Source organism: Moritella marina ATCC 15381 (assembly GCF_008931805.1).
Lineage (GTDB): Bacteria > Pseudomonadota > Gammaproteobacteria > Enterobacterales > Moritellaceae > Moritella > Moritella marina.
The window spans coordinates 1545216-1566042 of the sequence record NZ_CP044399.1; the positions used below are offsets into that span (position 1 = coordinate 1545216).

Sequence of the window (20827 nt, forward strand, 5' to 3'; positions counted from 1 at the left end):
ACCAAATTAATGAAGCTTAAAACAACACAGATTTTTGCCGCGGTTGTGTCTGCATTGGCTGTTAATTACGGGGTTGCCTCCGTATCAGAACAGTTCAGTGTCGAGCCGTCGATTGAACAGACACTGTATGACCAGGTATATCAAAGTGCGGAATTCTTACAGCGCATTGATACGCAAATGGTCGATGATTTAGTCGGCAGTTCAATTACAGCTGGTATCAGTGGCGGTGTGACTGGTCGTGCTGGTGTAGAAGATGACGATAGTAAAAGTCGTAGCACCAAAGACCCACTGGGTTTAACCGACCGTGAATACCGTTGTTATCCGGTTGAATGTGATACTCATATTACCTGGCAACGCATGGATATGTGGGCGAAGTTTCCCGATTTCCACAGCCGTTTTCGCGCCCATGTTCGCCAAGCCATTGCACTGGATATCATCAAAATTGGTTGGAACGGCACAAGCGCTGCGAAAGTAACGGATATCGCGACATACCCAATGATGCAAGATGTGAACATCGGCTGGCTTGCGTTAGTTCGCCGTGACAATGCCGCCAATGTATTTGCTGACGGTGAACAAAAAGACGGTGAAATTCGTATCGGTTCGGGCGGTGATTATGAAAACCTTGATCAAGCCGTGCATGATTTACTACAAGCGATCCCAGCGCATAAACGCATTGGTCTAGTCGCCATCATTGGTGATGAGCTGTTATCTAAAGAAAAGAACAAGCTCTATGCCAAGCAAGCGCATACCCCCAGTGAAAAAGACAAAATCGAGCTAGAGCAGATCATTGAAACATTCGGTGGTTTGAAGGCGTATAAGGTCCCGTTCTTTCCTGAGCGGGGCATCTTAATCACCTCGTTCGATAACCTTTGTCATTACGTGCAATCAGGTTCAACGCGCACCTCGATTGAAAATAATGCCAAGAAGAAACGTGTCGAAGATTATCAATCACGTAACGATTGTTACTACATCAACGACATGGAAAAGATCGCCTTCTTTGAAGCGGATAGCGTGAAGCTGGATAAAGTGAAAGACCCTGCAGTCGCGGTCGGTGACTTTGATGCGGATAACCCTGACCACTGGGTTTGGTCTTAGCCGATTTCAAATAAATAGATCAAATGAAGCACTGGCTTATCACGGTAAGTCAGTTATTTCCCAAGCAGAGAGTTTTTTGAAATGAGTATAGTCAAACGAAATCAACGTAAAACCCATGCATCTATTGTCGGTGTTGATCTGGCAAGCGGTCCTGATCAATCTGTCACAGTTACAGCAAAGCATGGCAAGGTTGTCACGGCCGAACCAAACCGTGCCCAAGACATTATGGATGAGTTTGATTTTTTCAAAGCGGCGATGGATTCCGACCTTGCTCAACTTAAAAAGTTTTCTCATATCGAAGACAAAATTGCATATAAAGCGCAGGCAATTGAGAACCATCAATACCTGGATTATTTACGTCGCTATCAAGCACAAGGAACCAACCATCAGAACATGGTACTGGCTTGGGTGGTGATTTGGCTTGTTGACCTTGGCCACTGGAAAACAGCCTTTGAATTCTTGCCTTTGTTAGTGACGCAAAACCAACGTTTACCAGGGCGCTTTAGTACCCAAGATTGGCCGACATTTTTAATCGACCAGCTTTATGACGAAGGGGCTAAACACCTAAGCAAAGGCCGTGATGCCGTAGAGCGTAGCCAAGTGATTAACTTATTCACCCAATTTATCCAGCTGTTGGAAACTCATCAATGGCGGTTAAGTGAATTGATTGGCGGCAAGCTATATGCCATGGCTGCAAAGTTAGAACAAAGCGTATTTAACTTAGGCAATGCCTATACCTACGGCACCAAAGCAACCGAGTTAAATGACAAAGCGGGCGTTAAAAAGATGGTCAGAGAAATCGCCAAAACCATTGGTAAAGACAACGAATAGTAATGACTCTCGCGCCACCGGCTCGGCTGCGTTGGACTTATTCACAGTAGTGAAATGGGATCCTTATCGCAGTGGCCAGAGCCGACCTATTAGAAGTGAGTAACGTGATGAATTTAACCGGTATGCCACTGGCACAAGTAAGCAATGAAAATGTAGTTAACAACGGCTTTTATCCAGACCTTGGCACGGCTGAATTTATCACTGATTACTCGATCGCTACGGAATACGCCAACAACAGTGAACAGGTTAAACGAACATTAGTGCTCGCTATGCTCGATGTTAACAAGGCATTAGCAAAATACCGCTTACGCCATTGGCAACAGGTCGAACAGTTACAAGATGTGAACCTTGATGAAATTAATGGTGTGAATACATTAATCCTTACCTATCAACGAGCGGTGTATTGTCGCGCTAAAGCAGCGTTGTTAATTGGCCGTTTAGGTGAGACGCACCGTGACCAACGGGCAGCACAGCAAGTGATGGCCAGTGATAATCAAGAATACTGGTTAGCAGAAAGTGACATGGCCTTACGTCAAATCATGCAGCTAACGCGTTCAGGTGTTGAATTGTTATGAGCCAAAGCAAATTACAACGTTTAGTCCAGTACCTGGTATCGGCCACTTACAAAGGCCGCAATTTAGCCAGGGCGGGTGAGTTTGATAGTTGGATTGAAGGCGGGCGCATTGAACACGCCAGCAAACGAATAAACGGAACAGGGCTACTCGCTGCACGTTTTTTTTATAGTGGCGTGATCAGCATTAATCCATGCAATGCCCCTGTTGAATTGATCGCAACCTATGTGAGTTTTTGGTTAATGACAAATGCAGAAAAAGACGACAGCCATGATGTGGAATTTAGCCTGGATATTAATGATGACAACAGTGCTGAAATCGAGTTGACGATCGAGCGGTTCGCAGAAGATGTGATGTTGGTTGAAGACATGAATGGACCCTTTGAATTGGAATTTCAAGGTGAAATGAAACGCTTTGATTTTGGTGAGCAGAGTCTTTGGATAGCGGCGTCATTCGATTTAGACGCAGAATTTATGGCCCAGTAGTCGAGCATGCTGAATCTTGATATCCCTACGGATAGCGCGTTAAAGCAATTAGATATGTTAACGCTCGATGCCAATAAGCGCCGGCGTATTTTACGCGGTGCAGGTCGGCAAGTCAGGCGGGATACTAAAACGCGATTAAAAGGCCAGAAAGGCTTATCGGGTACCAACTGGCAAGGTCGCTCTGATGGTCGTAAAAAACGGATGTTAAAGAAGTTGGGTAAAGGTATTCAGGTACACACCACACCCAATAACGCGACAGTTACCTTTGGTAATAAGCGCTTAGGGCAAATAGCCAGAGCGCATCAAGAGGGGATCACCTCTACGCAGACCGCGCAACAGGCAGCAAAAACCAATGGCACCCCTGAATACAGGGCGAAGGCGTCACGCAGACAAGCGAAATCACTGCGAGACAATGGTTATAAAGTCAGAAAGAAACGCGGTAAAGGTTGGAAATCACCGTCGCTTAAATGGATCACTGAGAATATATCCGTCGGACAAGCGGGGCTGATACTGCGTATTTTACGCGGTAATAAAAAAGCTAAATCCAGTTGGGACGTTAAGTTACCAGCCCGTTCGTTCTTAGGGCAAAACAGTAATGAGCAAACAGAATTAAAAAACTACATGTTGGACGAGGCATTTCGCCTCCGCTAAAAAGGTAAATATATGGCACAGGGCAAGGTTTTAGTTACCGCATTAAATACGGGTAGCGGAGCAACAAAAGAAGTGGAACGTTCAGCATTATTTATCGGTGTTGGTGCGTTGAACATAAACAAGATAGTGCCGCTTAATGCGCAATCAGACCTTGATGCATTGATCTCTGCAGCTGATTCAGCACTGAAAACGCAATTAACGGCTTGGATGCGTAATGGTGATGCACTCGTTTCTGGTTGGGCGATCCCTATCAATGCCGGTGATGACGAATTTGCGCTTATCGATAAAGCCATGGACCAAAACATCAGCCCTGAAATTATCGTGATCACCACTCCGGTGACGGGTAAGGCACAAGTTGAAGCGTACCAAGCCAAAGCGCTGGATATCTTATCCAAGTATGCACGTCGTGTGCGTTTTCTGGTATCAGCACCTGGCTTGAGTGATAACCAAACATGGACTGAACATCTAGCCGCGATCACCCCATTAACGGATGGCGTTGTTGCTGCGCGAGTTGCGGTGATTCCTGCGCTTTATGGTGATGAACTTGGCGCTGTCACAGGGCGACTTTGTAAACGTTCTGTCACGGTTGCCGATTCACCCATGCGCGTGCAAACAGGGTCGATGGCATTGCAACCGACACCGCACGACAGTTCAGGGCAACCGATTACCAATGCCGTTACAGCGGCGCTTGATGCGATCCGTTTTAGTTGTGTGCAGTTTTATCCTGACTTTGATGGCATTTATTTTGGTGACGTCAATATGCTCGATGCCGAAGGTGGTGATTACCAACAAATTGAAGCCGGTCGTATCGTCGATAAAGCCGCGCGACAAATTCGCATTATTGCCATTTATCAAATTAAAAACCGCCGACTGAATAACAGTTCAACAGGCGTTGCATTTGGTAAGCGTGTACTGGGTAAACCACTGCGTGATATGTCAAAAAGTATCAATATCGGCGCGGATAAATTTCCAGGTGAAATACGTGAGCCGAAAGATGATTCAATCACCTTAACCTTCATGAACGCCCGACAATTGCGCGTCACCGTAAAAATACAGCCGATTGACTCACCAAGTGAAATCCTTGTCGGCATCATGTTAGACAAAGACGAATAAGGAACAACACATGTCAGTAAAAGCATTAGGCGGTAAAGACTTTGATATTTTCATTGGTGACAAAATGGTGCATGTCATTGAAGCCAGCGTCAAGATCACCGATGGCCGTAAAGCCAAAAAAGTACGCGGCATTACCAAGGGTTACATTGATGGACCAGTTGACGCCGAAGTGACCATTAAATTAGACCATGAAAACTTTCTTATTGTGCAGGATGTGGCGAAAACAGCTGGCAGCTGGAAAGGCATCGAACCATTTGATGTGTCGTTCTTAGCTGAAGTTGCCGCTGGTACCAAGAACATTGAAGCTTTTGGTGTGTTGCCTCAATTAGACGAGATCTTGAATATCAAAGCGGAAGGTGGCGAAGAAGATACCACCACAATCAAAGGTCCGGTGACGTCGACTGATTTTATCAAAATCAATGGCATTCCTTATCTGACTGCAGAAGAAGTGAGAGATCTGTAATGGCCGCAATCAAAAACCTCACGGCCGCTAGTTTACTGGTGGCGATGAAAGCTAAGCAACACATCGTGTTTGAAGGTGAATTAAACCTGAACATCATTGGTATTCGCAACACAGATACCAAGGCCAACAGTTTTAACGACCTGCTTTGTGTCCTGTATCAGCAAGACGAAAAGTGGCAGCTGGAAACCTTTAAATGTACCACGGACGCAGGCACGTATTACCGTGAAACGCCTTGTAATGTCGATGGCACCGCCGTATTAGCAGCAATGCAGCACCGCAGTTTATGGACCTTTGGTTATCACAAAGGTCAATATCCTGCGCTAGTGCAGCATAAACCGGTTGCGGTGTTCAGAGATAATAACAACGACAATCAAGTAGATTGTGATAGCGCGCTACAACGTGGTTATTTCGGTATTAATTGCCATCGCGCCAGTGCAAATCATGAGTCAAAGCAAGTCGACAAGTGGTCTGCAGGTTGCCAGGTATTAGCCAACCCGAATGATTTTAATAAGCTGATGGCGCTTTGCCATCAAAGCAGTCAGCAATGGGGCAAGACGTTTACGTATTCCTTATTAAACCAAGCTGATTTAAACCCAACGAAAGAGCGAGCATAACCATGGCATTAGAACAAAAGATTGTCTTAGAAGTGAATGACATTGAACTTAGTTTCAATGTGAATGTAACGGCGTACAACAAGTTTCTAAACCAAAGTAATCAGGTGAATAAAATTCAACCGGCGACGAACTTCTTAATGACCGTGGTTGAACCTGAATGTAAATCCGCATTAAAAGAAATGCTCGCGATGCCAGGCGCAGCACTGCATTTAGTCGGCAGTGTGGTTGAAGAGTATCAACCGGAATTTAATATCACCGTAAAAAAATAGAACAGCGAGCAAAAGAAATAAGCAAGAACCGCTTAGATCAATTGCTCGCCTATCAGCAAAAATGGTTGCCGCATAGCGCCGCCACCGAAGACAGTTTAGCCCAGGCATTGTTTTTGGAAAATGATAATCAAGAAAAGCAGCAAATAGCCATCAACAATGGTATTTGCATGGCGTTGGACAGCGGTTAAGTTGCAGGTTAGGGGGTACGGATGAGCGCATTAAGTAAGTTGGAAAAACTCATGTACACCATTGGTGTTGTTGATAAAGCAACGGGACCAGTGAATAAGATCATGGATAAGATAAACCAACTTAGCAGCCAAACCGCCAGTGCTCAAAACCAAATGATGAGTGGTTTTATGGGTACTGCAGGCGGTGCCATTGCACTTGTTAGTAGTTTGTCACCGGCCATTGATCATGTTGCTGCACTTGGTGAAGTGCAAACACTGGGTGTGGCGAATGAAGACTTAACCAAACTAACCAAAACCGCCTTTGAGTTTACCACTCAGTTTGGCGGTAACTCGGCAGAGTTCGTGCGCAGTGCTTACGATATTCAATCTGCGATATCAGGGCTCACCGGTGATGAACTTGCATCCTTTACCAAAGCATCGAATGTATTAGCGGTTGCGACGAAGGCAGATGCCAGCACGATCACCAGTTACATGGGCACCATGTACGGGATATTTGAAAAAAATGCTAACAAGATGGGCAAGTCTGATTGGGTTAACCAGATTGCAGGGCAAACCGCGAAAGCTGTGCAGATGTATAAAACCACCGGCGCAGAAATGCAATCCGCCTTTAGTGCGTTAGGGGCCAAAGCGGCTAATCGTGGCATTGATGCTGCAGAGCAATTTGCTGTGCTGGGCGAACTGCAGCTGGTCCTAAAGTCAGGTTCGGTAGCGGGTACTCAATACGCAGCCTTCATTGACGGTATTGGTAAAGCGCAAAAAGAATTAGGTATCGAACTGACTAACAGCCAGGGCGATATGCTCGGTATTGATGTGGTCATGTCGCGCATTAACCAAAAGCTGGCTGGCGTTGGCAGTGTTGCAAGAGGCGATATTTTAAATAAAGCCTTTGGGTCTAAAAATGCCGCTTCTGTGGTTGATATTTTAAGTTCAAAAACGGCCAAGTTAAAACAGGGCATTAATGAGCTGACCAATGTCACCGATGCATCCAAAGCAAGTGAAATGGCCAATATCATTGCCAGTCCCTGGGACAGATTTAGCGGCTCATTAAATGGCGCTGCAACGGCGATGGGTCAAGCGGTATTACCGATTATTGAACCGGTTGTCGATATGTTGGTTGCTATGTTGGGTGGTGTGATCTGGCTAACGCAGGAGTTCCCAACCTTAACGGGTGTACTTGGTGCGGTAGTTGTTGGCGTGGTCGCCTTAATGATGGCGTTTAGTGCCATGAATATGATCATCGGTATTTATCGTTTTGCATTGATTGGACTGAGTTTGGTAAGCAATGCCGCTGCAGTCTCAACAAAGCTATGGCAGATAGGACTAGTTGCACTGCGCGTGATGGGGTTCTTAGGCAATATTGCTGCGATTGGCGCTTATCTTACAGCTATCGCGCTTTATCGTGGTGCGATGTTAGCGGCGCAGGGCGTAACTTGGTTATTTAATACCGCCTTACTTGCCAATCCGATTGGGTTAGTTATTGCTGGGGTTGTGGCGTTAGTTGCTGCAGTGGCGGGGCTTATTTTTTATTGGGATAGCATTGTTACTGCCTTTAAAGATACTTCTTGGGGCCAAGCGCTGATTGGCATATTTGATAGTGTTATGTCGGTGTTTAGTGGTCTGATTGACAACGTGAAGTGGGTACTCGAAGCACTGGGGCTGATGGACGGTAAAGAAATGACCGTTAATTCAAAAGTGGAAGAGGTGACCAAAACAGCGGCGCCAATTTCGGCTGAGAACACATTATCAACGCCGCTTAACCCGACAGTATCAAACGGGCAGCAAGTCGCGAGCACTGAGGTCTTTGCAGCGAACAATGTCGCTAACATGAATATGCAGCACAATCAGGTCGGTGGTTTAACGCCAGTTGTTGCAAACAACCTCGCTAATATGAATACGCGTATTAGTCAGGTTAATGGTTCAGCGTCGGTTAATACAAACCAAGTGTTAAACACTGAGGCATTCGCAGCAAACAACTTATCGAATGCAAATACAGGGATTAATCAAGTTAGTAGTTTTGCGCCAGTTGCAGCAAATCAGGCATTCAATACTGAGGCGTTAGCAACGAGCAATCTTGCTAATACAAATACGCAGCTTAATCAGGTGAGTAGTTTCACGCCGGCTGCTGCAAATCAGGTATTTAATAGTGAGACGTTAGCAACGAACCACCTAGCTAATACCAATACGCAGTTCAATCAGGTTAGCGGTTTATCGCCCGTTGCAACTTCGCTTGTTGAAAGCCAAACGTTTAATGAAACAAGTGCGCACAGCGCGCGTATTCAACAATATCAAGAAAATAACCAGCAGCAGGCGAAGGTAAGTCGACCACGTATACAGCGAACGCAGTACTTTCAGCAAAGCAAGCAGAGCGGAAATAATCAAAGCAGTAGCAGCGCCGATAATAGTAAGCGCGTGTATATCGATAACGTGGTGATGAAAAGTGACAACCTCGCACATGATTTTGAACAGTTAATGGAGTTAGCCGGCTAATGATAAATACGCATGTTGATTTAAATATTGTCGATGGTGACTTTGTGTTTAACCCGTCTTTAAGCGTTGAAAAACTCTCTGCAGCCAAGGTGATTGGGCAGGACGTTAAACACCGCATTCTTGAAAGTGGCTTACTGGTTAAGCTAGTGAAGCAGCGCAACAGAAACGGTATTGCGCCGGTGTTAACGGACTTAGAACTGGAAGTTGAACAAGATGACAGACTTAAGCCTGGCACGATTTTAATTACTTATAACAGTGATAACACCTTGTCGATTGAAGCTGAAACAAAGCAATACGGCTTAATGAAGTGGGCTGGGGCGTAACAGGTGAATAGTATGGGCAATGAAAATAGAACACCGGATATCGTTCCTGACTTTAAAAAAATGATGGCTGATGCGGGTCTACCAGTGAATGAAACGGTTGCTAAGCAGCAGTGGGACCAGGTACTCAGCGATCAGCAAATCACTATTGAAAATGGCAGTCCGTTTAGTCCCTTTTGGCGCACGGTTAAAGCGCTTATCACGCAGCCGGTTGTCAGTTTACTTGATTGGATTTCCCGTATATTGATGCCCGATTTATTCATCATGACGGCGAGTCGCAGCGCATTAATTGGTTTACATGGCCCGAGTCGTAATGTCTTTGTGATGGATGCCATTAAAGCCAAAGGCATGCTGCGATTAACGCGGGTTAATCCGGATGGCGTGTTGAGTATTACGGCCGGTGCCTTGGTCGAAAGTGACAGCATTGGCGGCGCGGTATATCAGTTGCGCACACTCAGCGCAGCAGTATTCCAAGAAGGTGAATCCGTTATTGAAGTGCTGATTGAAGCTACTTCACCAGGGCAAGCCTATAACTTACCGGTAGGCAGTTATTACCGCCTAGTTAACCCTATTGAAGGTGTGACAGTTCGTAATGAAAAAGATTGGTTGCTTATCCCTGGTGCGAATGAAGAAAGCACAGAGGCATACCGAAACCGGATAAGAAACGTATTCGGCACGGCCGCTAAATGGCACATCAATACTGTGTATAAATCGATAATCAGTGACTTTGCTATACCGGTCGAGAATATTGAAATTGTAACCCAAGCGCCGCGCGGCCCTGGTACGGCGAATGCGTTTATTTACCTTAATGTAGGTCAGGTATCAACGGGGTTATTAAGGGCAATTAACCAACATATTCGTGATGACGGCCATCATGGCCATGGTGATGACTTTCTGGTGTATGCCATGCCGACGCAAGACAAAATGATAACGGCCACGTATTCACTACATGCTAATAGCGCTGATATTAAAGCGGATATAAAGACATTTATCCAGGCGGCGTTTCGGTTAAACGATGCGTATCAGCCAATGCGAACGCGCCCGAATTCGTTGTTTAGCATGAGCCTGTTACAAGCGCAGTTACATAATCAATTTCCTGCACTACGCAGTATCGATTTTGATTGTGGTGATATTAAAACGGGCTTGTGGTTACCCAAACTCACGCAGTTGGTTGTGCAACATGGATAAACAGCCACTACAACAAGCACAGCCCGAAATCGCGACTTGGTTAAACAAAGGCCATGCCGAGCAGTTAATGAAAGCCGCGCAACAATATTGGACCAATACCAAAGACTGGGTGATGTGGGCAGTTGCGCAAAAAGATGAACAGCAAAGTGAAGAACCCTTTTTAGGTCTATTAGCCTGGGAACGTTTGACTGAAAGGCTGCCTTTTGAGCCCGCTGACTTTTTTAGAAAACGGGTCCAGCATGCGCTTGTTAATACCATTGATGCCGGCGAAATTGCGACGATTGAAGCTATCTTTAATCGCCTTGGTATCGATGTAATCAAAGTCAGTGAGCGTATTGATAACCGCGATTGGGACATTATTGCGATTGATTTTAGCAGTCATACGGTATCGAAATATGGCGAGCTGATGCCTGAGTTAATTCAGCTTTATGGACGCACCTGCAGACGTTACGAATTCACGGTGCACAGCGTGGTCGATGTTGGATTAGCACCGGGCTTTCTTGATGTGCAATGGGACAGTGTCCATGTGCCTTTAGGCTTAACACTGACGCAAGGCAGTGATATTGAATTTAACCCCATGAGTGGTTTTTTAGGAGGGCAATACAATGTACAAAACGTGCCATTGTTGCCACTGAGTATGTCGGTTGAACATCCACTGACATTGCAACCACTGTATGGATTTTTGAGTAAAGAAAGCAGCATTAGTACTGCAACGGAGTAAGTCTTTATGTCTGAACAACAGGTAACTGGCATTCTTACTAATGCTGGTAAACAGCACATTACCAGTTGTGCACTTGAAAATACGGGGCTGAATGTCTCAACACTGGTGTTAGCGAATGTCCCTAATTTAAGTGATAACGCAGCGCGTGACCCTAATATGGCGATCCCTGCGCAAGCCCAGATTGTTTATCAAACGGATGAATTAATCACCGGCTTCATTGATGAACATACCGTTGCTTGGGCGACAGTGATGGACCAAGACATTGGCGACTTTGATTACAACTGGATTGGCTTAGTCACCAGTACCGGCATTTTGTTAGCGCTGGATTATTTACCACTGCAACGTAAACGCCAGGGCGTGAATAACGTACACAACCGCAGTTTTGTATTGAAGTTTGCCGCAGCCAAAGCGCTTACCCGCATTGAGATAAAAGCCAGTAGTTGGATGTTTGATTACAGCCCAAGGCTTGACAGCATGACGCTGGCCATTGTCGCCAATGCAAGTGCTCAAATTGACAACATGACACGTTATTTAGGGTTGAAAGATGTTGTCACTGGCTTACGAAATACTATCGAACTGCAGCAAGTGCACATTGGAAAATTAGAGCAAAAAGGGCAAGTGCAGCAGGAAAAACAAGCGGTAATGATAAAGCAGCGTCAACAAAAGGATAGCGAGGTGCAAACCGCTATCGTCAACATGACAACCGCGCAGGTCAGTACGATGTACCGACAAGTAAAACAAATTACATCAACTTCATAATCAGTAAAAGGAACACAACATGGCAATAGAACAAAGCATTGCAGAACTCGTGCAAGCCAGCAATAAACTCACTGGGGTTGTTGATGGCAAAGTAAAAGAAATTGACAATAAAGTTTTAGAATCAAAAACGAAGGTGGATGATTTTATTGGTTCAGCGCGTGGTGAGTTATCCCACGTTCTTTTGAGCCGAAATCAAATCATGGAGCCAACCACTAATGGGGATGGCATTAAAGGCTTTTCAACCATTGGTCTTGATTCATTTGAAGTGATTAAAGAAGCGACCATCCATGCGAGTTCAACTAGTGATGTTGACCATACGGGAAATGGTTACGCTGCTGAATTTAGAAAAAATGTTCATGGTGGTTATGTGAATCGTGCATTCCATATACTGCGCCTCAAGTGGACGCGTGGTACAGCATCACATCCTGCGCGAATAGATAATAATTGGAATAATGGTTATCAGCAAGGTGCGTTGACGAGTGGTTGCTACTTGAAAATATTAAGTGGTGATATCAGTGGTGATATGACATCGATTCATGAATTTTCTAATGATTGGCATTTCTACGGTATGCGCCAAGGCGTTAATAGTCTCAATGAAGCCTTCCATGGTGGGCATTCTAAGTTAGCGCTGTCTTCAGCACCTGGTGGCAGTGGCGAAATGCTGATTTGTTTGTTCGGTACGGTGAGTGGCGTTGTTAATTACGAGAAAAAGACATGGGGCTTATACCCTGAGTTTGCTCGCATTTCAGATGTTTAATAAGGAATTGTTAATATGAAAATAGTACACAATGGCGGATTAATCGCAACTATCGGTGATGCTTTAGATATTCACCAGGTAGAACGTTTCTTGTTTACGAATGGTTTTGCTTTACCGTTTAATGAGCTTGAACTTATCTATACGAAAGATGAAGCGTTAGATGTGCGTAAAAAAGCATATAAAACGCAATCAGACCCACTTTATATGGAATGGCAATTTGATAAGACCGCTGAAAAAGAGCAAGTATGGCGTGATAAAGTCGCGGAAATTAAAGCGCGTTATCCATTACCAGTTGATAGCTAATGCACAGTATTAGTCTTTGCTTCCACCAAACCGCGACCCTTTGCCCAGCTGCAGATGGAGCGGCCTTATTAGCAAATGCTATTAAGGATGAAAGCCGCCAGTTTAGACCAGCGGATTTCAATGCTCTGGTCTTATGGGTGAGCAGTGATAGCTCAACCGATTTAGCCAAGCGTTTAGCGCCGGTTAATGAATATTGCCCATTAGCCGGCTTTGTTGAATGTGGCCGTTATGCAGCGAGTCTAGCAACATTAGATTCAGATAAACTCACTCGTCCTAAAGGGACCGAGCAATCACTTGAGTGGACGGTAATGAATGACAAGCGGTCGATACCAGTGATTAAGCGGCAATATCAGGCTGCTTCATTAGCGCAGGTTAATGACCAAGGACAAGCGCTTATTAGTGATGTTGATAGCGCACTAGCAGAATGTAAGCAGTTAAAGGGGCTACGTGATGCGCGTTTAACAGCAACTGAATTTAACTCCACCAATACGGGCTTAAATTGTATGAGCATCAGCGCCAATACAGCCAAAGGCTTAGCCGATAAGCTGCAAGGTCTTGGTGATGATAAAGCGTATTGGGCTTTTTGTGCGTTCGTGGGCAATAGCAGTGAACTTGAACCGATTAAGGAACTGTTTTTATGATAGCGCTCGATGGTTGGCAAGTACCAGGTTATGAAACCAAAATAAAATGCAGCTTCAAATTAGCTGGTGAAGACTTAAGTGGCTACGGCTCCTTGACCCTATCATCGGATAACGGTGTTAAACCTGCCGTATTATCGGTTACTACAAAGATCCCTTTTAAAGATAAAGCAGAGTTAGCCAAGTTAATATCTAAGGCTAAAGAACTCGATGAACACGGCGCAAGAATGATCCGCACCGTGAATTGTGATGTAGCAGAATCATTCAAAGTCCGTAAAACCAAATTTGATGGTGAAATGAGTGCGACGGAAGATGATGAAATGAAGGCTTGGATTATCAGTTTTAATTTACTTGAAGTAATGAGTAAGTCAGAACGCGAGCAACTGCAGCTCGATGATGAAGCCAGTAACAATACAATTCCGCAAAGCAGTGATGGTCATAATTCACTACAGCAGCAATTTGAAAGTGTAGAGGGTCCGTAACTTATGACTAAGGCTATGGATAAACCCGATTCAGCACGACTAACCACCGTATTAACCATTGGTGGTAAACCCGTGGTTAATATTATCACCAACAGTGTTCAACTTGATTTGTTTAGCCCTGGTCGCGCTAGTTTTGTTGTTACTTGCGGACAAGAGCCTAAAGGTATCGTGGAATTACACCTAGGCTATCGTGTGGATAAACTGCAGCCTTATTTCATGGGCGTCATTGAATCTAAGTATCAATCATCCGGTCGTTGGTATCTGACTTGCCGTGAATTACTTGGCGCGTTGTCATTGCCGGCTAACATGGCCATTCTTTTGCCACGATGAAAGATGTATTAGACCAGTTATCACTGACCGGTCTTCAATTTAGCTATCCCGATGTTGATTATCTCAATCAACCGGTACCGTGTTTTTATCATCAAGGCGATGGCATATCGGTATTACGTCAGCTGGGGAAAATATACCAGGTACCGGATTACATTTTTCAGCAACGCCCAGATGGCAAAATCTATGTGGGCAGCTGGCATGATTCAGGCTGGGCCAAGTCGGTCATTACTGATTTTTCAGAACACCCAATCAAACCGATTAGTGCGACGACCGCTGAATTAATTGCGATCCCTAAATTACGTCCAGGACTAAAACTCAATGGCCGTTACCTTACTGAAGTGACATTAACAGGAAATAAGCAGGTTATCAGATGGTCAAAAACGCTATACGCCGCTTAGTATTACGCTACTTTCCCGAATTAGGACAGCGTAAACACTTACCGCAATTGGCTCGAATAGAGAAGATTTATGATATGCCGGTGAATGGCGCCGGTGTCAGCACTGCATTTCGCGCTTATAAAGCGGCTGATATTCAGTTGTTAGATGCGGTGACAGCTAAACCCTTAGCGGTACCTGTCTTTGAGCAAGTGAGTATTGCGTCAGGGCAGGGACATGAACATGGTTTGTTCGTAGAGCCCACACCTGGCATGCAATGCTTGATTCAATACATTGATGGCCTAGATTCATTGCCGGTTATTACGTCGCTGTTACCCTGGCATACTTTGGTACCCGATCATCGTTCTACGGATGTCAGTCTGCAGCAATCTCATCGCAGTAAGTTAGTTGGTAGTAATGGCGATTGGTACCTGCAGACAGACGGCGAAATAAAACAGACTAGCCAGAAATCAATTATTGAAGCCCAAACCAGCGAGCAGACTTACCATGAACGAAGCACCAAGGTCGCTACGCACGACATTAATAAAATAGACGGTAACCAGGTAAATGAAATCATGGGTGCGTTGAAAATACTCGTTGGTGAAAAGGCGATCATTACCTCGTTGGATAACCTGCTTTTAGGCAGTAACAAAGAAGTTAAAATACAAAGCGCAGAAGATATGCATCTTGACAGTGCCAAATCACTGATCATCAAAGCCAAGTATATAACTGAAGATGCAGACACTATTAAATTAAATGGCGGTACCGGCGTGATCACCTGTGCAAGCATTTGTCCTTTTACTGGTAAACCGCATGTTGATGGCTCCACTACCGTTTTTGCAGGGAAATAATATGGCATTAAGTAAATCAGCACTAAAAAGCAAGATTGAAGCTGAAATGGTGAAGGGCGGTATTGTAATTAAGGGAGAGCATGCCCAGGCTTCGGTATTAGCGCAAGCAATTGCGAATGCAGTCGTTGATGAGATCACTGCGAATGCCGAAGTCGGCGTAACAGGTGGTAGTTCGGCAGGGAAATATAAGGTTGGATAAGGCGATCAACTGGTAGTTATACAGGGTTATATGCGAAGAAGGGTTAATTCAATAAGTTACCCAATATCAGTTTGAAAAATTGGTACTAGATTCAAATAATAAGCGATTCAATGAGATTTTTTTTAGTCAATTAACGTACGAGTGGTCGAGATGTGGACGCTAAATAATAATAAAATATTAAATTCAATCACTTAAATGTGATATAGAACCACCTTCGGGTTACTTATATCTAAATCAGTTAAATAGGCTATAGGCATAAATTTAAAATGTAGAGTTTATGAAGTGGTCATATAATTATTGGGAATTATTTGGGTAGACATAAGCTAATCATTAATGACTTAAAGAATTGGTATGATTAGTTCTCTTTCGTTAGGCGTGGTCAGTATGTGGACGCATTAAAATTAAAACAATCTAATTTCAATGGCTTACATATGTAATAAAGCCCCAATAAATGGGGCTTTTTTAATCGTTCTTCTGCAGTTTAAATAAGCTTTAATTAAAGCTTAAAATACTGAGGTATCTTGGAATAAACCAACTTTAAGATCTTTAGCAGTGTAAATTACTTTGCCATCTACAAGCATTTCAGCGTCTGCGATCCCCATTACTAGGCGACGTAGAACAACACGCTTCATTACAATCTTATAAGTTACCTTCTTATTAGTAGGCAATACTTGACCTGTGAATTTAACTTCACCTACACCCAGAGCACGTCCTTTACCTTTAGCGCCATTCCAACCTAGGAAGAAGCCAACTAATTGCCACATAGCATCTAAGCCTAAGCAACCAGGCATAACTGGATCACTGTCGAAGTGACAGTCGAAAAACCACAAATCAGGAGTGATGTCTAGTTCAGCAACGATCTCGCCTTTACCGAATTCACCGCTTGTCGCATCAATATTTAGAATACGATCCATCATCAACATATTATCTTTTGGAAGACGAATGTCTGAATCAAACAATTCACCGTTACCACATTTTACTAAGTCTTCTTTATCGAAGCTATTGCGTTCTGTTGCTGACATAGGTACCACTTCAACCTCTAATTCGTTAATCATAATTATATCCTTGTTATATGGGCATTATCTTAGCGTACATCTGTACGCCTAACAAGTCCAATCAGTTGTTTCATCCCTGTTTACCGATGATTCTAGCGCATAATTGTGTAAGTTTGTTGACGAAACCTGCCTCATCAGCATCTAATTTATCTTCATTTTCATCTGCGAGTTGTTGAATGATGTAGTAAAGACTGCCTTCTTCATCTATTTTACCCGCGTTGATATCCATTAATAGCTCAATGGCTTGCTCAATATGCGTAACTGGGTAGATAGCAAGTTGTTGGTTATTTACAGCTTCAACGACTTTATCACTTAAATTTAAGTTGATTATATTCGCTGCTGGTATCAGAACGCCCATATCTGTTTGACCATTTAATTCACAGATCCGTAAAAAGCCTTCTAGCTTTTCATTAATGCCGCCAACGGCCAGTACAGTCCCAAATTGATCGATAGCACCAGTTACCGCCAGGTTTTGTGCAATTGGCTTTTGCGCTAGCACTGAGAGTAGTGCACAGGTTCCTGCTAGTGCTGCACTATCGCCATCAATTTCGCCGTATGATTGCTCAAATACTAAATTGGCACTAATTGGCAATGGTAAGGGTTTAGCGAATGCATGGGTGAAAAAGCCTTGAATTATCATCATTGACTTAGCATGAATGTTACCTGCCAACTCTGCTTTACGCTCAACATCTGAGATATCGCCATCACCATTTAGATGACCTGTCGCAGTAATTCGGATAGGCTCACCAAAACTTTCTGGGTGCCCATCTATTTCAAGTACTGATAAACCATTAATTTGGCCAATTTTACTGCCGCTTGTTTCAAGTATAATTTGTTTTTCAATAATACCTTCATTACTTAGACGAATATGACCATTAAGCGCTTCATGTTGCAGCCTTAACACTGTATTTAAGGTCACACTATCAATATGTCTAAGCTTGTTAGTCGTCGCGATTTGATGGCAATAGCTTAACAATGTGTTTAACTTCGACTCGTTAAGACTGAGGTAATTATTATGCTCACACCAACGACTACTTAGCTGTAATAGTCGTTTTAGACCACATTCAGAGAGAGGAAGTAAATTCGCATCAGTGAGCAATAATTTAATATAACCAATATAGTGAGCTATATTTTGTTCGGTCACGTTAAACTCAGGTGAAAAATCAATAAATGAACTAGCCAGATTTGATAGCTCTCTGTCGCCGTCCGCTATTTGGCTGATGGCTAATCTATCACCCAGTAGGATAATTTTAACGTCAAGAGGCGCTGCGTCTGGTTTTAGTTCAGTTTGTATCGCTTGATTACTTGACTTCCAAGCTAGGGACTGTTGCTTGATGGCGGACTTTAATTGATACCACAAAGCTGAGTTATTCAGTAGTTCATCGATTTTAATCGCAATATAGCCACCATGAGCCTGATGTAGCAGCCCAGGTATCAACTGAGCGACATGACTAACATAACTGTTATTCTGGTATAAGGTATCTAAATTACCAAATAATGTCGTCGCGTCTAAATTGCTTGCATCAATGATATTCACATCACTCGACGCATCACCTAAAACTTTAAATGCTTGGCTGACGTTAAACTCATTCAAGTTACCTAATAAAGGCAGTAACCGAGGATAATCTTTAACCAGACAGGTGCTTAGCTGTTCGTGCGAACATTCGCCCGTAGCAATAATTTGTTCAATGAGTTGCTTAAACTGGTCAGTTTTATCTCGCCATATTTCAAATGCGTGTGCAGCCCCCGTTGTTGTTACATCTTCAACATAACAAATGGATTTAGCGCGCTTTTTCGGCAGATGTTGAAGCATATTTGAGAACGATTCGATGTGATTGAAACCGTCAAAATCAGTTACTACGAGTAACTTAGCAGTTAAAGTCTCATGAAATAGCGCAAATAGTTCATTATTTTGGGGAAATAACTGATCACGCGTCACGGTATCAAACTCTTCAAGTTTGTGGCCGGTACCAAGATCAAAGATAGGGACAAGTTTATCAGCAGTAATTTTCTCAGTTAACAAGGCTATCACTCATTGTAAGGTAGATAATTAAATTATATGAGATTGTCTTATAAACAGATAGGTTTATTCACAGCTTGAATCAAATAGTCTGCTTTCCCGCAGAATTAATAACCAGATTCGATACGGTTAACATAAATAGCGTGGTATTGAGATGTGTTAATGACTCGTTCGCTTAAGGTAACATTCACTTCAATTAGAGCAACGACTACCTTAAGCGAGCTATTCGCAACGATCTAGGCTTTTATTACCACATTAAATCGTCTGGGATTTGGAAGTCTGCATACGGGTCGTCGTCTTCAACTTCTGTTGCAGTATTTTCATTTAGAACAAGTACGTAGGCTTCATCTACCGCTCGAATTTTATCGATAGCAACACCCGGCATAACATAAGATTTACCGTCAAGTACGCATAAGCCAATTTGGCCTCTGGTTAATGCATTGTAACTCGGTTGGTCAACCGCGAGTGTTTTAACTTTTTTATCAAGCACATAGTTAAATGAAAGCTCACCTGCAAAGTCAGTAATGTGCAATTGTTGGATCATTTGTTTCACTTTACCATGTTCAGATTTTAGTTCTATCTGGTCTTGAATGGCTTTATTACGTTCTGCGTCTAATTGCGCTTGCGCTACTTTTTTAGCTTTGATTTCATCTTGCAAAGTGGTGTCTGCGCTTTGCTGATTCTTACGCACGGCTTTATTTGTTTTATTTTTTTCTTTACGGATTTTCTTTGCTTTTTTTTCATCGCCTAAGCCGGCTTTTAAAAGCTGATCTTGAAGTGAAGCCATGTTTATAATTCCTATCGATTTATTTTATATGCGGATCATAGCAGTGTTGACTTTAATTCGCTAGCGGCAAACACAGGTCGTTAATATAGAGAAGGCGGGATCAAAAAAGGCGGTGATTAGCCGCCTTTAATTTACTTGTTGTTTATCTAACGTGTGGGATAATTATTGTTCGATACCTGTAATTAACCATGGTGCGTTTGTTTGCGCTAGATTACGTTCTAAATGCCAAATTTCGTTTATGTCAGCTTCTACATCTTCATGGCTATCACGGTAGCGGCCGCTAAACTTAACACTCACTTGTGAAAGTGATACTGTTGATTCTGCACGTACTAGCTCGGCGTCAAGAAACATCACTTCTGTGTGCTGTTTGCCATCAAGCTCTTTACGTTGAACACGGAGTTCATTATATAGTTCAATAGACACGTATTCCTGGATTGTTTCTAAATCGTTGTCATTCCAAGCTGTTTGTAACGTCTTGTAGTGACCACGAGCGCCAGTTAAGAAGTTAGTTAAATCAAAGTCAGCAGGTAGATTAAATGGTACATCGTTACTTGAACCAGCAAAGCCACCTTGACTAGCAGAATTAAACGTCGCGTCAGCTGGTGCTTCTTGTTTAAAAGCTGGACCTGATGCAGGTTGTGGACCGCCTTGCTGCGATGCTGCTTTAGCTTGCATCATGCCTTTAAATAAGCGGAATAGTAAGAAAGCAACACCAGCCATGATTATCATGTCCATGAATTGGAAACCTTCAAAAGCGCCCCCGAACATAGACGCAATCAAACCACCAACAAGCAAACCACCTAGCATACCGCCAAGCATGCCTTTCTTGCTTACTCCTTGCTTAGCAGGTGTCGCTGCCGCTGGCGTTTGTTTTTGTGGTGCCGTTTTGTAACTTTTACCAAAAGACTTACCACCACCGAATTTTTTCGCGTGAACTTCTGGTGCCGCTAATGAGAAAGCGAATACCATCATTAGAACAGTTAAAATATTTTTCATTATATTCCTTCAATTAATACTTATGTTATTGACGTTTTGACCTGGTTAGCATAATAGCAATGGTGCAGAGTTCGTCAATTGACTTTGATTACTATTTACACTAGTTGACATAAAATGTCATAAGATTTGATATTTAAATAAATAAAGTGACCTGCACTCGATTTATACTATTCAATTTTTAAATTATTCCAAATAAAGTACATGCTAGGTGTTCATACTTATCTCTGTAAGCACTATAATTACCTATATAAAATGATAACAAACAAAGCTCAGCCATCG

The 20827-nt window shown here is 43.3% G+C and carries 27 protein-coding genes; 23 read left to right on the forward strand and 4 right to left on the reverse strand.

Features of this window, described 5'->3' with window-relative positions:
* Window positions 1-9: 9 nt before the first annotated feature.
* The 23 genes from FR932_RS06950 to FR932_RS07050 all read left to right on the forward strand — a co-directional run bounded on the left by FR932_RS06950 (window position 10) and on the right by FR932_RS07050 (window position 15690).
* On the forward strand, window positions 10-1095 hold the full coding sequence (locus FR932_RS06950) for a phage major capsid protein, P2 family (protein WP_019440180.1): 1086 nt from the start codon (window positions 10-12) through the stop codon (window positions 1093-1095).
* 81 nt (window positions 1096-1176) lie between these two features.
* On the forward strand, window positions 1177-1926 hold the full coding sequence (gene gpM, locus FR932_RS06955) for a phage terminase small subunit (RefSeq protein WP_019440179.1): 750 nt from the start codon (window positions 1177-1179) through the stop codon (window positions 1924-1926).
* Between the two features lie 71 nt (window positions 1927-1997).
* A complete protein-coding gene (locus FR932_RS06960; RefSeq protein WP_019440178.1) occupies window positions 1998-2501 on the forward strand; it encodes a head completion/stabilization protein in 504 nt (167 codons plus the stop codon).
* A complete protein-coding gene (locus FR932_RS06965; protein ID WP_019440177.1) occupies window positions 2498-2983 on the forward strand; it encodes a phage tail protein in 486 nt (161 codons plus the stop codon). Before FR932_RS06960 ends, FR932_RS06965 begins: the two co-directional genes overlap by 4 nt.
* Window positions 2984-2989: 6 nt before the next feature.
* Entirely contained in the window at window positions 2990-3634 is a 645-nt protein-coding gene (locus FR932_RS06970) for a phage virion morphogenesis family protein (RefSeq protein ID WP_019440176.1), read from the forward strand.
* 12 nt (window positions 3635-3646) lie between these two features.
* A complete protein-coding gene (locus FR932_RS06975; RefSeq protein ID WP_019440175.1) occupies window positions 3647-4747 on the forward strand; it encodes a DUF2586 domain-containing protein in 1101 nt (366 codons plus the stop codon).
* A gap of 10 nt (window positions 4748-4757) precedes the next feature.
* Window positions 4758-5210, forward strand: a complete 453-nt coding sequence (locus tag FR932_RS06980) for a phage protein (protein ID WP_019440174.1) — start codon at window positions 4758-4760, stop codon at window positions 5208-5210.
* A complete protein-coding gene (locus tag FR932_RS06985; RefSeq protein ID WP_019440173.1) occupies window positions 5210-5824 on the forward strand; it encodes a hypothetical protein in 615 nt (204 codons plus the stop codon). Before FR932_RS06980 ends, FR932_RS06985 begins: the two co-directional genes overlap by 1 nt.
* 2 nt (window positions 5825-5826) lie before the next feature.
* Window positions 5827-6093 carry a putative phage tail assembly chaperone gene (locus tag FR932_RS06990; RefSeq protein WP_019440172.1) on the forward strand — a complete coding sequence of 89 codons (267 nt, stop codon included), beginning with the start codon at window positions 5827-5829 and terminating at the stop codon, window positions 6091-6093.
* Window positions 6094-6158: 65 nt separating this feature from the next.
* Complete coding sequence (locus FR932_RS21785) at window positions 6159-6281, forward strand: DUF6890 family protein (RefSeq protein WP_019440171.1); 123 nt, start codon at window positions 6159-6161, stop codon at window positions 6279-6281.
* Window positions 6282-6302: 21 nt separating this feature from the next.
* Complete coding sequence (locus FR932_RS06995) at window positions 6303-8768, forward strand: phage tail tape measure protein (protein WP_019440170.1); 2466 nt, start codon at window positions 6303-6305, stop codon at window positions 8766-8768.
* Entirely contained in the window at window positions 8768-9091 is a 324-nt protein-coding gene (locus FR932_RS07000) for a DUF2590 family protein (RefSeq protein WP_019440169.1), read from the forward strand. Before FR932_RS06995 ends, FR932_RS07000 begins: the two co-directional genes overlap by 1 nt.
* Window positions 9092-9103: 12 nt before the next feature.
* On the forward strand, window positions 9104-10276 hold the full coding sequence (locus tag FR932_RS07005; protein ID WP_019440168.1) for a baseplate J/gp47 family protein: 1173 nt from the start codon (window positions 9104-9106) through the stop codon (window positions 10274-10276).
* Complete coding sequence (locus FR932_RS07010) at window positions 10269-10997, forward strand: hypothetical protein (RefSeq protein ID WP_019440167.1); 729 nt, start codon at window positions 10269-10271, stop codon at window positions 10995-10997. Before FR932_RS07005 ends, FR932_RS07010 begins: the two co-directional genes overlap by 8 nt.
* 6 nt (window positions 10998-11003) lie before the next feature.
* Window positions 11004-11756, forward strand: a complete 753-nt coding sequence (locus FR932_RS07015) for a phage tail-collar fiber domain-containing protein (RefSeq protein ID WP_019440166.1) — start codon at window positions 11004-11006, stop codon at window positions 11754-11756.
* A gap of 19 nt (window positions 11757-11775) precedes the next feature.
* Entirely contained in the window at window positions 11776-12513 is a 738-nt protein-coding gene (locus FR932_RS07020) for a hypothetical protein (RefSeq protein ID WP_019440165.1), read from the forward strand.
* 15 nt (window positions 12514-12528) lie between these two features.
* Window positions 12529-12816, forward strand: coding sequence for a hypothetical protein (locus tag FR932_RS07025; protein WP_019440164.1), 288 nt, complete (start codon window positions 12529-12531; stop codon window positions 12814-12816).
* Window positions 12816-13457, forward strand: a complete 642-nt coding sequence (locus tag FR932_RS07030; RefSeq protein WP_019440163.1) for a hypothetical protein — start codon at window positions 12816-12818, stop codon at window positions 13455-13457. The genes FR932_RS07025 and FR932_RS07030 overlap by 1 nt, the downstream gene beginning before the upstream one ends.
* A complete protein-coding gene (locus FR932_RS07035; protein WP_019440162.1) occupies window positions 13454-13936 on the forward strand; it encodes a baseplate complex protein in 483 nt (160 codons plus the stop codon). The genes FR932_RS07030 and FR932_RS07035 overlap by 4 nt, the downstream gene beginning before the upstream one ends.
* A gap of 3 nt (window positions 13937-13939) precedes the next feature.
* The gene (locus FR932_RS21640; RefSeq protein WP_240532360.1) at window positions 13940-14266 is read left to right on the forward strand and encodes a hypothetical protein; all 327 of its coding nucleotides are present in this window, start codon (window positions 13940-13942) and stop codon (window positions 14264-14266) included.
* Window positions 14263-14664 carry a hypothetical protein gene (locus FR932_RS21645; protein WP_240532359.1) on the forward strand — a complete coding sequence of 134 codons (402 nt, stop codon included), beginning with the start codon at window positions 14263-14265 and terminating at the stop codon, window positions 14662-14664. Before FR932_RS21640 ends, FR932_RS21645 begins: the two co-directional genes overlap by 4 nt.
* Window positions 14637-15491, forward strand: a complete 855-nt coding sequence (locus FR932_RS07045) for a hypothetical protein (RefSeq protein ID WP_019440161.1) — start codon at window positions 14637-14639, stop codon at window positions 15489-15491. The genes FR932_RS21645 and FR932_RS07045 overlap by 28 nt, the downstream gene beginning before the upstream one ends.
* 1 nt (window position 15492) lies before the next feature.
* The gene (locus FR932_RS07050) at window positions 15493-15690 is read left to right on the forward strand and encodes a hypothetical protein (RefSeq protein WP_019440160.1); all 198 of its coding nucleotides are present in this window, start codon (window positions 15493-15495) and stop codon (window positions 15688-15690) included.
* Between the two features lie 503 nt (window positions 15691-16193).
* Here the strand turns inward: FR932_RS07050 and fabA are convergent.
* The 4 genes from fabA to FR932_RS07070 form a co-directional block, all read right to left on the reverse strand.
* Window positions 16194-16712 carry a bifunctional 3-hydroxydecanoyl-ACP dehydratase/trans-2-decenoyl-ACP isomerase gene (gene fabA, locus FR932_RS07055; RefSeq protein WP_036336536.1) on the reverse strand — a complete coding sequence of 173 codons (519 nt, stop codon included), beginning with the start codon at window positions 16710-16712 and terminating at the stop codon, window positions 16194-16196.
* A gap of 103 nt (window positions 16713-16815) precedes the next feature.
* The gene (locus FR932_RS07060) at window positions 16816-18777 is read right to left on the reverse strand and encodes an AAA family ATPase (RefSeq protein WP_240532358.1); all 1962 of its coding nucleotides are present in this window, start codon (window positions 18775-18777) and stop codon (window positions 16816-16818) included.
* Window positions 18778-19012: 235 nt separating this feature from the next.
* Window positions 19013-19552: a DUF2058 domain-containing protein gene (locus FR932_RS07065; RefSeq protein WP_019440157.1), complete on the reverse strand. Its 540-nt coding sequence runs from the start codon at window positions 19550-19552 to the stop codon at window positions 19013-19015.
* Window positions 19553-19714: 162 nt separating this feature from the next.
* Complete coding sequence (locus FR932_RS07070) at window positions 19715-20548, reverse strand: Tim44 domain-containing protein (RefSeq protein WP_019440156.1); 834 nt, start codon at window positions 20546-20548, stop codon at window positions 19715-19717.
* Between the last annotated feature and the right edge of the window lie 279 nt (window positions 20549-20827).